Source organism: Mameliella sp. CS4 (assembly GCF_019392335.1).
Taxonomy (GTDB): domain Bacteria; phylum Pseudomonadota; class Alphaproteobacteria; order Rhodobacterales; family Rhodobacteraceae; genus Antarctobacter.
In genome coordinates this window covers 176748-188721 of record NZ_JAHXRQ010000003.1, presented here as the reverse complement: position 1 = coordinate 188721, position 11974 = coordinate 176748, and the positions used below count along the sequence as shown (strand labels likewise).

11 protein-coding genes are annotated in these 11974 nt (G+C 66.5%); 7 read left to right on the top strand and 4 right to left on the bottom strand.

The window, feature by feature from the left end:
* Window positions 1–37: 37 nt before the first annotated feature.
* The 4 genes from KZZ07_RS06425 to KZZ07_RS06410 all read right to left on the bottom strand — a co-directional run bounded on the left by KZZ07_RS06425 (window position 38) and on the right by KZZ07_RS06410 (window position 2762).
* Window positions 38–451, bottom strand: a complete 414-nt coding sequence (locus tag KZZ07_RS06425) for a universal stress protein (protein WP_043140094.1) — start codon at window positions 449–451, stop codon at window positions 38–40.
* Window positions 452–724: 273 nt separating this feature from the next.
* Window positions 725–1150 carry an HIT family protein gene (locus KZZ07_RS06420; protein WP_219512974.1) on the bottom strand — a complete coding sequence of 142 codons (426 nt, stop codon included), beginning with the start codon at window positions 1148–1150 and terminating at the stop codon, window positions 725–727.
* On the bottom strand, window positions 1147–2142 hold the full coding sequence (acuI, locus tag KZZ07_RS06415; protein ID WP_219512973.1) for an acryloyl-CoA reductase: 996 nt from the start codon (window positions 2140–2142) through the stop codon (window positions 1147–1149). The genes KZZ07_RS06420 and acuI overlap by 4 nt, the downstream gene beginning before the upstream one ends.
* A 101-nt stretch (window positions 2143–2243) precedes the next feature.
* The gene (locus KZZ07_RS06410; RefSeq protein WP_255564193.1) at window positions 2244–2762 is read right to left on the bottom strand and encodes a DinB family protein; all 519 of its coding nucleotides are present in this window, start codon (window positions 2760–2762) and stop codon (window positions 2244–2246) included.
* 293 nt (window positions 2763–3055) lie between these two features.
* Between KZZ07_RS06410 and KZZ07_RS06405 the strand changes: the two genes are divergently transcribed.
* The 7 genes from KZZ07_RS06405 to KZZ07_RS06375 all read left to right on the top strand — a co-directional run bounded on the left by KZZ07_RS06405 (window position 3056) and on the right by KZZ07_RS06375 (window position 11899).
* Entirely contained in the window at window positions 3056–4573 is a 1518-nt protein-coding gene (locus KZZ07_RS06405) for a CHAD domain-containing protein (protein WP_219512972.1), read from the top strand.
* A 301-nt stretch (window positions 4574–4874) separates the two neighbouring features.
* Window positions 4875–5801 (top strand): OmpA family protein, encoded by a 927-nt coding sequence (locus KZZ07_RS06400; RefSeq protein ID WP_219512970.1) that lies wholly within the window; start codon window positions 4875–4877, stop codon window positions 5799–5801.
* A gap of 64 nt (window positions 5802–5865) precedes the next feature.
* Entirely contained in the window at window positions 5866–6849 is a 984-nt protein-coding gene (locus KZZ07_RS06395) for a hypothetical protein (RefSeq protein ID WP_219512968.1), read from the top strand.
* A gap of 74 nt (window positions 6850–6923) precedes the next feature.
* Entirely contained in the window at window positions 6924–7868 is a 945-nt protein-coding gene (locus KZZ07_RS06390; RefSeq protein ID WP_219512967.1) for a trypsin-like serine peptidase, read from the top strand.
* Window positions 7869–7901: 33 nt separating this feature from the next.
* Window positions 7902–8585, top strand: a complete 684-nt coding sequence (locus tag KZZ07_RS06385) for an OmpA family protein (RefSeq protein ID WP_219512966.1) — start codon at window positions 7902–7904, stop codon at window positions 8583–8585.
* Between the two features lie 29 nt (window positions 8586–8614).
* Window positions 8615–10447, top strand: a complete 1833-nt coding sequence (locus KZZ07_RS06380; RefSeq protein ID WP_219512965.1) for a caspase family protein — start codon at window positions 8615–8617, stop codon at window positions 10445–10447.
* A 3-nt stretch (window positions 10448–10450) separates the two neighbouring features.
* Window positions 10451–11899 (top strand): hypothetical protein, encoded by a 1449-nt coding sequence (locus KZZ07_RS06375; RefSeq protein WP_219512964.1) that lies wholly within the window; start codon window positions 10451–10453, stop codon window positions 11897–11899.
* Window positions 11900–11974: the final 75 nt, after the last annotated feature.

Here is an 11974-nt window from a genome sequence, read left to right as displayed (position 1 = left end):
CTTGAGGGATCGGCGTCTGTGCGCCAATTGTTCGCCGTCAGCGCACCACCATGACCGAAACCTTGGCATGGCCCGCCACCGTGCCCCCGTTCGAGGGCCAGATGTAATCGGTGATGTTGGGAATATGGCTGGCCATGATGACCAGGTCCGCGCCGGTCTCGTCCACCGCCTTCAACAGCGTCGGGTCCAGGTCAATCGACGGGTCGTGGCTGGTGACGGCGTGGGGTTCGGTCGATACCCCATGCGCCCCGGCCTGCGCCTCGGCGAATTCCTTGAGTTTCTCGGCGAATTCCGCCGGCGTATGCGCGATGGAACTGGGGGTCGCCGCCGCGACACCCACATAGACCACCGTGGCCTCGTAGTGTCGTGCCAGGTCGGCCGCACATCCGAGCGCCTTTTCAAGGCGATCTATGTGCTTGAGGTCGACCGGCACCATGATCCGTTTGAACACGTCCCACTCCCTTTGATTTTTCTTGCCGAAAGCGTGCGCCCTGGGCGGAACGGTCTTCCGGCACTTGCATGTCCGTGACGCCCTGCTCGGCGTCTCGACCTTCAAAGCCTAACCCGGAAACGAGGTTAAGGACAAATCATCAAGACACTCGAGACCCCAAAAGCGACATCCCCGGTCGCAAAAATGTTGCCAGAACAACAAAATAGCCCCGCCACCGGAAACCGGCAGCGGGGCTGTCAAAGGCAAGGCCCGCCCCAGCGGGCGCGGGTCATGTCATGCGGTTCCGTCCAGGGCCTTGCTCATTTTCCCGGCAATTTCCGAGATCTGCGCCATGTCCCCGGGCTGCCCCGGCGGGCGCAGAGAGACGCCTTCCCAGCGTGGCAGGATGTGGAAATGCAGGTGAAAGACCTCCTGCCCCCCCGGCGCCTCGTTGAACTGCTGCACGGTGACACCGTCCGCGCCCAGCGCCGACATTGCGGCCTTCGCCACCTTCTGCGTCGTCGCCATGACGCTGGCGAGCTGGTCGGCCGAGGCGTCCAGAAGGTTGCGGCAGGCTGTCCTTGGGATCACCAGGCAATGACCGTCGGCCCGCGGGAAAATGTCCATGAAGCACAGCGTGTCCGCGTCCTCGTAGACCCGGGTCGAGGGGATCTCGTCCCGCAGGATCTTGGCAAAGATATTCTGGTCGTCATAGCTCATGCGTTCACATCCACCACCACGCGGCCCTTGACCTGCCCCTTGAGGATGTCCTTGCCCAAGCCGGGAAGGTCCGAAAGGGTCGCCGGCTGGACCATCGCCTCCAGCTTGTCCATCGGCAGGTCGCGCGCGATCCTTTGCCAGGCGCGGACGCGGTTGTCATAAGGCTGCATGACACTGTCGATACCCAAAAGGTTGACGCCGCGCAGGATGAAGGGCGTGATGAGCGCGCCCTCGATCGCCGCGCCGCCGGCAAGGCCGATGGCCGCGACGGAGGTGCCGTATTTCATCTGCTTCAGCACCCGGCCCAGCATCGCTCCCGCAACCGCATCGACGCAACCGGCCCAAAGCTCGGTTTCCAGCGGCTTGCGGGTGACTTCCGACAGGTCCTCGCGCGGCACGATCTGCGTGGCACCCAGCCCGCGAAGGTACTCTTCCTGTTCCGGCCGTCCGGTAACCGCAGCCACCTCGTGGCCCAGACGAGCCAGGATCGCCGTGGCGACCGAGCCGACACCGCCAGCGGCCCCCGTCACCAGGACCGGCCCGTGACCCGGCTCCAGCCCGTGATCTTCCAGCGCCATGACCGCCAGCATGGCGGTCAGCCCTGCGGTGCCCACGGCCATGGCCGCGCGCGAGTCCATCCCCTCGGGCAGTGGCACCAGCCAGTCGGCCTTGACCCGCGCCTTTTGCGCATAGCCGCCCCAATGCGCCTCTCCGACGCGCCAGCCGGTCAGCACGACCTTGTCGCCGGGCTTGTAGCGGTCGTCCGAGGAGTCCTCGACCGTACCGGCAAAATCGATGCCCGGCACATGCGGGTACTTGCGGACAAGCCCGCCCCCCGGACCGATGCACAGCCCGTCCTTGTAGTTGACGGTTGAATACTCGACCGCCACCGTCACCTCGCCGCCGGGCAGGTCATCCAGACCGATGTCCCGTACCGCGGCAGAGGTCTTGCCGCTCTCTTCGTCCTTGTCGACAACCAGTGCCTTGAACATGGGTCTCTCCCTTCTCTGATTTCGTTTTACACGGCCCCTGCGGGACGGCGGGCGGGGCGTCTTTCGCCGTCAGGCGAAACAGCGTCCGTCCGGCGTCCCGGTCACAGCCAGGGGCCCTCTTCCGGCATGAAGGCCAGATCGCTCACCGGGGCCGCGACACCGGCGGCCGTCAGCATGGCATGGATCTGGCCGCGATGGTGGGTTTGATGGTTGAACATATGCGTGACACACAGCGCCATCGGCTTTGACACATTGCGCCCCACCGCACCCGAATACCACGACAATTCCCCCGCAAGCTCCACCGCCCGCAGTTGTTCCGCCCAGAGCAGGATATCGGCATCCGTGCGGAACCGCGCGATTTCCCAATCCCCGCGTGAGGCGGTCAGCGCCGGGCTTTCCTTGATGCCCCCCTCGGGGCGCGGGGTGTCGGAAAAGCGCGACATCCAGATCATGTCCCCCCAGAGCAGGTGGTTCGCCGTCCCCAGGATCGACCCGAAAAAGGCCTTTCGGTCCTTGACCAGCGCCGCGTCGTCCAGCGCCCCGAAGGCGCGTTTCACCTGCCGGTTCTGCCAGGCGTTGTATCGCGCCATGACCAGGCAGTATTCGGGCGTAATCATCATCCGCCGGTTTCCTTTCCCTCGGCCGCCACGGTCCCATCGGGCGGCCCAAAGCCAGGGCGCCTGCCCGGCACATCGCCGGTCGCCCCGCGCCGGAGGTTTACAGAGCCGGCGAGCGAGGGCAATCCGATAAAGCCGCGGAAAAAGGCACACGGCACCGACCCGGGCAGATCGACGGCACAGGGGCGACCTGACGCGACGTCCCTCCCCGCGTCCGTTCACCGGGGCGCGGTTCTGTGACAGTCTGGCCATCGAAAGACCAACGGCCAAAGGCCCCAAGCGACTGCCCCGGAGCAATGAGCAAGACCGAACCGAAAACACTGCTGTTCCACGGCGATCTCCGCGCCACGCTTGGCGGGGAGTGCCGCGTCTCGGTCCTGGGCCATGAGGCCCATGCGCACGCCAGGCTTTTCGACAGTTTCGATACGGAACTGGCCCACAAGGGCGTGCTCCTTCTTTCGGCAGGCGACACCCTGTCATTGCTGGACGCAAGTGGAGGCGAAACGCGGCAGGACAGCGCCCCGGCCGGATTCCTCGACGAAATGCCCGACGGCCCGGTAGCGCGCATCCTTGCAAAGCACCTGTCGCCGCTGCGCAGGCTTCTTGAACTGGTCACGGCAGAGATGGGGGCACAGGATGTCGCGCTGCGCGACGCCAAGGACAGGCTTCTGTGTCACGGCCATCTCCGCGTCCTGACGACGGACAAGGGGGGGCAGATCAGCCTTCTCGGGCTGCGGCCCCTCGCCGGACAGAAAGGCGACTACAAGCGGCTCGTCAAACACCTCCGCTCCGAGCCCTCCCGCTGCTGCCCCCGCGAGGCACTGGAAGCACTTGCCCCCGGAGCGACCGCCTACCAGCCGAAACCGGATGTCGCGCTCTCGCCAGACACACCTGCCTTTGACGCGGCCTCGGCGATCGTCGCCGCGCATCTGCCCGTCGTCCGCGTCAACGAACCGGGAATCATCGCCGATCATGACAGTGAGTTCCTGCACGATTACCGTGTCGCCCTGCGCAAGATCCGCTCTGTCGTCTCCTTGTTTACGGGCGTCTACAGCCCGGGTCAGGCCGCGGACCTCAAGGCCCGGTTTTCGGCCCTCATGTCGGTCACGGGGCGCTTGCGGGATCTCGACGTCTACCTGATCGAACGCCCCCGCTACGTGCAGATGGTTCCCGACAGCCTGCGCCCCGGCGTCGACCTGCTCTTCGACCATTTTGCCAAGGAGCGTCACGGTGCCCATGACGCGCTCTGCCGCCATCTCCGGAGCGAGACATACGACGCCGAAATCACGGCCCTGCATGACCTCTTTGCCACGCCGCACGAGCGTCTGGACAGGGGGGATGAGGCCGACCATCCCGCCCGCGACTACGCCCAACAACTGATCCGAAAACGCTACCGCAAGGTCCGCAAGGTCGCCCGGGCAATCGACTCGGACACGCCGGACGCGGAAATTCACCGGTTGCGTATCCAGTGCAAGAAACTGCGCTACCTGATGGAGTTTTTTGCGCCGCTCTTTGGCCAATCCGATATGACACGCCTCATCAAGGCGCTGAAAAAGCTTCAGGACAACCTGGGCGATTTCAACGACAGCGTCGTCCAGCAAAAAGCGCTGTCCTCTGTCTTTGGCACGCTGACGGACACCGATCACGACCGGCAACTGGAAATCGCCCGCAGCATTGGCGCACTGACCACCGTGCTGCACCAGAGACAGGATGCCGAACGCGCCCGCGTCATGCAGACCTTTGCCGATTTCGACGCGCCAAAGACTCGCGCCGGTTTCAAGGCGCTCCTGGATCCACGGAACGGCGCAGGCTGATTCCGGCCTTCGGGACATGCCTGGCCTTCTAAACACCTGCTCTCAAGCGAGTCGGCGCCCCCGCGCTCTGATCTCTCCGCGCGGCGAAATAGGCGGATCGCCTTTTCCAAAACATGAAGAAGCGATCGCAACCTCCTGTCAGGTAATTATATTCTGCAAATCGAATTCTTTTTGATCTGCCTCAAGGCCGCTGCTTCCTGATTGGACGAGGCTGACTTCACAGGCACCCAAGTTCCAGTCAGTTCCGGTATCAGCCGAATTCCTAGACGGGTGTCCAACGCATTGCCGTGGGGGAGACGACATGCACCACATCCGAAAACGACTATCCATCCTGTTTGCCGTCGCGGTCGGAGCCTTCTCTCCGGCCCATGCGCAGACAACGACCGAAACCCTGCAACTGGACAGCTCGCGGGCGGACAGCGTCACCGCGATCATCAAGTCGCTGGCGCCGATGGCAGGTCAGCCCGCCACGCCGCCGGCCGGAACGCCGCCCGTGGTCACGCATCCCTTGCCGGACGTCTTTCTGCCGCCGGTGATCGTGGGGCGGCCGACGACCATCATCATCGACCGGCGGCCCATCGTGCTGAACTATGGCTACAGCTTGGACGTGACAGTGTATTTCGCTTATGACAGCGCTTTCCTGACACCCCCTGCGCGGCAGGACCTGGACCTGATCGGCCAGGCGCTGAGGTCCCCGCAGTTGATGAACAACCGCTACCTGATCGCCGGTCACACCGACGCGCGCGGGCCCGAGGATTACAACGTCGACCTGTCCTATCGCCGGGCCTGGGCGGTCAAGCGCTACCTGATGCGCTATCACTCGATCCCCTCGTGGCGGCTCGAAGTGGTCGGATGGGGCGAGCGTTATCCCCGCAACCCCGCCGATCCCTATGCGGCCGAGAACCGTCGGGTCGAGATCACTCTGATCGACAGGGTGCAGCCGATGGTCCCACTGCCCCAAGCGGTGCCGCAACCGGCCCCGCAGACCAGCGATCTGGACAAGCAGCCCATGCCGCAGCCGATGCCACAGCCCGTGCTGCCGCCACAGACCGGCGCGCAATACGTGCCGCCGCTGCCGCCCTGCCCCGCCGGTGTCGTCAGCCCGGACGGCAAGGCGCTGGACCTGGACGATTTCTCGCCCGAGCCGGGCATCGACTGCGACCCCGGCCTGCCGGCCTCTGGTCGCGTGATCGTCCAGCCCGACGGCCGCATCATCGTTCTTCACTAAGCCATAGGCGCCGCGCCTTCCCGGGCGCCGCGCAGAAATCCGGACCACATTGGAGGAGTCCCACATGAAATTCCTGACCAAGACCCTGATGGGCGCATTCGCGAGCCTGGCGCTCGTGCTGGCCCTCTCGCTTGCCCCGGCGCCCACATACGCCGGCGATCAACCCAACATCCTGCCCGTGCCAGAGGACGCCGACCTCGACACGGTGCCCGGCAACTCTCGCGTGTTCGAACGCGTTCTGCGCGCCATGATCACCGAGATGCAGACGATGGGCTTTCGCGTCTATGACCAGACCGGCGTCATCATGAGCTTTACCGATCCGAACCGCGTGCGCCGGTCGGATGCCGAGCTGATCGCCCTGGCCCAGCGCGTGCCCAACGTTCCGATCGACGTGATCATGCCGATCCAGATCTACGCCTCGGCGGATCAGAACCCCTATATCCCCGACGTGCTGGACCTGCGCATCCGGGTGACGGGCCGTATGCTGCACGCGCAGACCATGCAGAGCCTCGGCAACTTCGAGGTGGCCTTTGGCCCCGGCGCGGGTGAGATCCCGGTCGCCTCGCTGCCGCGTGTCTGCAACCGCGACTGCGTTCTGGAACATGTCGGCAAAGAGGCCAAGACCATCGGCGCAGAGGTGGGCCGTGTCCTGGCCACCAAGCTTGACGTGCTCTCGCCCGCCAGCCCGCAGCCGATGCCGCAACAGCCGGTAATCGTGACACCGCCCGTTGCCCAGCAGCCGGTCATTCCGGCCCCCGCTGGCTGCACCGGCCTGACCACCGCCTATACGCTGGCCTTCACCGGGTTCCAGCCGCAGGAAATGACCCTGATCGAAGGCTACCTGGCCGGTTTCAAGGGCTATGACCACCACCGCCCGGTGCGTGTCACCATGACCAGCGCCGACTACTGGTACGAGACCTGCTCGGACGTGGCGCGGTTGAACCGCAACCTGCGCCTGATGGTTGAATCGATGGGTGTCCAGGCCCGGATCGCGATGTCGGGCAACCGGTTCGAGATCCAGAAGATCGGCCTCATGGGCAACCGCTGAACACCGATGAAAACCGGGATGCGCCGCGCCTCGGCGCATCCCCCCCTGTTCCCGCAGATCGAAAGACCCACAGGATGATCCGTTTCGTGCTCACCCTTGCCCTGTCGCTGGCCGCTGTGTCGGCACAGGCCCAGGTCGCCACCTTCAGCGCCGATGACTATGGCAAGACGGACCTCGTCTTCCTAGAAAGCACCGGCAATGCCAGCGCCTATATCGCGGCGCAGGACGGGGCCTTTGAACCGATCCGCGAATTGCCCGCCGACGATCCGATCCGCCGCCTGGCCCAGGCCATCGGCAGGGTCGACCTGCTTGAACAGAACGACCGGGGCGGGCGCGACCTCGTGACCTGCACCGGCGCGATCCTGCCTGGCGGCTGGGTCCTGACCAACCACCACTGCATTCCCGAAGACGGGCCCCACAGGCTGCTCGCCGCCTCGATCCTGACCGGCTACCTCTTGCAAGGCGCCAAGGATACGCAGCGCTATACCCTGTCGATCGACCCTGCCGACTGGCATTCGGTCTTGGATTTCAGCCTCGTGCGCATGATCGATCTGCCACAGGACATCCTGCCGCTGCTGATCGAGGACGTCACCGTCGACCCGGGCGATCCGCTCATGGTGATCCATCATCCGCTGGGCCGGCCCCAGGTCATGACGCGGTTCCGCTGTTTCGCCCTGCGAGAGCAGGACAGCGGGCCGATCCTGCGCCACCGCTGCGACACCCAGCCCGGCAGCTCCGGCTCGATCCTTTTCGACCGCGAGTTGCACCCTGTCGCCCTGCACCATTCCGGCGGCATGACAGCCAACGACGACCACAGCTTCAACAAGAGCACCCGGCTGAGCGCGATCCTGGCGCAGTCCGACCTGCTGCGCGAGATCACCGGGGCCGCACCTTCGGCCCCCCCCGCCACGCCGCCCGCCGACCCCGCAACCGATCTGCCGCTGGAAAGCCGCCATGCGCCGCCCCCGGGCACCGGTCTGGGCTCTGGCGGTGTCACCGACCTGCTGCGCGGCAACTGACAGCCGCGCCACCGCACCCAAGGGAGAAGAGACATGACCATCACCGCACCCAAGTGGCTCGCCGGATTGAGCCTTGCCCTTGTCACCGCCCTGCCGGTGCAGGCCGACCAGGCCGAAGAGATCCAGAAGATCATCACCTCGCTAGCCCCGGTGCAGCAGGAAAGCACCGCCCCTGTAGAAGAGGCCGCCCGGGGCGTGCAGATCGGCGGCCGCACAGTCTGGGTGGTGCCGCAACACAGCATCGACCTGCAGGTCTTTTTTGCGCTCGACAGCTACGAGCTGACTTGGCGCGCCCGCGAGGACCTGGCCGCGCTCGGGCACGCGCTGGCCTCCTCGGCGCTGCGTCCGCATCGCTACCTGATCGCTGGCCATACGGATGTTTCGGGCGACGACGCCTACAACCAGTGGCTCTCGGAGCGACGCGCCGAAAGCGTTGCACGCTTCCTCGTCGAAAATTTCCCCATCGAGCCGCACCGCCTCATCGCCGTCGGTTTTGGTGAAACCCGGCTCAAGACGCCCGGCAATCCGACCGCCGCGATCAACCGCCGGGTCGAGGTGACGCTGCTTCTGCCCGCAAGGCCTGAGTCGAACGCCCCCGCAGCCGCGCCCACTGCGCCGCCGCCCGTCGAAAGCGTCGAACCGGTGGCCCCGCCCGAAGAACCCTTGCCCGGCACGCTGCAAAAGGACAAGGACGGCAACATCACCATCACCTGGTGACGCCCCGCACGACCTGGAAAGGCATCCGAATGCGACGCATACAGCCTCTGACCCGGTTCGCCTTGGCAACAGCACTGGCCGGTCTTGTCCAGACCGGCCCGCTCTGGGCCGAAGAGCCGGGCTCGACCGTGCTGACCGGCCATCAGGGCGCCATCGACGCCGCCGTCTTCAGCCCCGACGGTCGGCATGTCCTGACCGGCAGCGCCGATTACACGGCGGAACTCTGGGAGGTGTCCACCCAGCGCGGGCTGGCCATCCTCGAAGGCCATGAGCACCGCGTGAGCGGCGTCGCCTTCAGCCCCGATGGCACCCGCGCCCTGACCGCCAGCGCCGATGGCACCGCGCGGGTCTGGGACCTCTCCACCGGCGAGGAAGTCCTGAAACTGACGCAGGACGGCGGGCGCTTTACCTCTGCCGCCTACAGCCCCAACGGGCGGCAGGCCGTCACCGGCGGCAACGACGGGATCGCGCGGCTCTGGGACCTGCGCAGCGGCGCCCAATTGCGCCAATTTTCCGGCCACGATGAAACCATCACCTCGCTGGCGATTAGCCCTGACGGCACCCGCCTCCTGACCGGCAGCACAGACCGGACCGCGCGACTGTGGGACATGGCCAGCGGCGAGGAGATCCGCACCCTTGACGGGCACGAGGCGCTGATCCTCTCGGTGGCCTTCGGCCCCGAAGGCAAACGCGCCATCACCGGCAGCTGGGACAAGAGCGCGATCCTCTGGGATCTGGACACAGGCAAGGTCCTGCGGCGCTTTCCGGGGCACGAGGCCGCAATCCGCGCCGTCGATCTCAGCCCCGATGGCGCGCTGGCCCTGACCGGTGAATGGAACCGCAAGGCCTATCTCTGGAACGTCGAGAAGGGTGAGGAACTGCAGGTTTTCGACGGCCACGGCGCCTCGATCGACGCGGTGGATTTCGCACCCGACGGGCGCAGCCTGCTGACCGCCAGCTGGGACGGGACCGTGCGGCTGTGGCCGGTGCCAGAGGCGCTCTGGCCCGATCTTCCGGAACGCCAGCCGGTGATTGCCGCCCCCCGGCCCGCGCCTGCGCCCAAGGCGCCCGTCACCGTGGCCGTCGCCCGGCCCGAAACGCTGGTCCTGATCATCGGCAACCGCAGCTACGCCGAGGCGCCGCCTGTCGAATATGCCCACAACGATGCCGAGGCCTTTGCCCGCTATTTCCGTGACACCCTGCGCGTGCCGCAGGAAAACATCATCGTCGAAAAGGACCTGAACTCCATCGGCATGGCGCGCTGGTTCGGCACCGACGAGGTGCCGGACGGGCGGCTGGCCCGCCGCGCGCGCTTTGTCGATGACATCGTGGTCATCTACTCGGGCCACGGTGTCCCTGTCTTTCACGAGGAAGGCCTGCCAAGCGGCTATCTGCTGCCCGTGGACGTGCCCGCCGCCGAACCGGGCTTTGGCGCCTACCCGCTGGACATGCTGATCCGTCAGCTGGAAACCCTGCCGGTCAAGAGTGTCACCGTCCTGCTGGACGCCTGTTTCTCGGGCCTGTCCACGCAGGGCAGCCTTGTGCCAGGCGTCTCGGGCGCTTTCGGGGTCGCCGTGGCGCCGCCGCAGGAAAAGGCCCGGGTTTCGGTCCTGACAGCAACCGATTTCCGCACGCCGCAGTTTGCCCACTGGCTGGACGACAAGAAGCAAGGCGCCTTCAGCTACTACACGCTGGAGGGGCTGCGCGGTGCGGCGGATGCCGATGGCGACGGGCGGATCCGCCTGTCCGAATTGCGCGATCACATCGACGAAAGACTGGCCCAGCAGGACCTGCGCCAATCGCCCAGCCTGCTGCCCGGCAGCGAGGACAACGTGCTGGCCGAATACGTCACGGAAGACTGACCCATGCTGCGCATTGCCCTCCTGTCCGCCCTGCTCGCGCTGGCCTTGATCCTGCCCCGCACCGCCTTGGCGCAGGCCGAAACCCAACTGGGCGCGGAACTCTGCCGGATGGCAGAGGGACAGATCCCGGCGGGCAGCACCATTGCGCTTGCGGCGCCGCTGGCGGCGGAGACCCCGTTGCCGGTTGCCGAGGTTGAGGCGATCATGAGCCGCGCCGCGCAGGAGATGTGCGCCGACTGGCCTGCCAAGCCCCGCATCCTGGCCGGCAGCGCCGAATTGCGCGCCTCGCTCGCACTGGTGCTGAACCGGCAAGGCACAACCGCCTGGCAGGAAACCGTGCAATCCACTCTTCGGCAGGAGGCGGATTTTGTCCTGGTCGGGGAAACCGGCATCGCGGATGGGGACGTGACCCTGCGGCTGACGCTGGTCGATCTCAGCGACGGGCGGGTGATCGTCAAGACCTCGGACAGGCGGCTGACCGGGCTGACAGGTCAGGCCGGGGGCGACCCGCGCGCCGCCATCAGCGCCGCCATCCGCCAGTTCCTGGACATGCTGCCCGAAGCGCGGGACGAGATCACGGTCGGCGCCTTCGTGAATGAGACCTCGGGATTGGAAACACCCGTTGGCCGGACCCTGGCGGACATGGCCGTGGAGGCCTGGCTGGACGCGGCCAATTCGGTCACCGCGCTCTTGCGCGATGCGCCGCCCGCGCGGGTGCGGCGCGGGCCGCCGCCCGCCAGCGGTTACTACCTGGGCGGCAGCGTCCGGCTGATCGACCGCAATCGCTTTCAACTGGTGCTGCGCCTGTCGCAGGACGGCGCGCTGCGCGCTTCGCGCACGCTGGACCTGTCCTCGTTGCGGATGCCGGCGCATCTGCGGGCGTTGCTGGACCCGGCCAACATGGCCCAGGGCACGGGCCTGGACGGGATCGCAAGCGCGCTGGGGGCGATGGGCAAAGGACAGCTGTCCCTGACGGCCTCTGGCGGGCGGGCAGGAACCTACCCGGTCTGCCACGCCACCGACGCCGCCCGCGTGCCCGCGGATTGCGCCGACAGCCTGATGCGGTTGGCACTCAACTCCGACCGCGCCGGGGCGTTGCTCTGTCTCTCGCTGGATGAGACCGGGCAATTCTACATCGTCCTGCCGGCGGACTATGCCCCTGACGTGCAGGTGGTGGCCCGTCAGACAGTCACCCTGCCCGATGACCTGCCACCCCTGCCCGGCGGCAACCGCGTCTACTGGCCCGCGATGGGGCCGCCGGCGGAAACGCTGCTGGGCTGCCTGCTGTACCCGACACTGCAGGCGGGCCTGATGCAGGCCCTGAAAGGGCTGGATGGTGCACGGCTGGCCCCAGCCGACAGGCTGGCCCTTCTGGCGATCCTGCGCGACGCAGGGCCCCTGGCGGGCGCCGCCACCCGCGTCCGCATCATCGACGACACCCGCGTGAAATGAGCGAAAGGAAAACGGGCGGGTCCGGGGATCCCCGGACCCGCCCGCCCGTGCCCTGCCTGAATTGGCCGGAGGGAT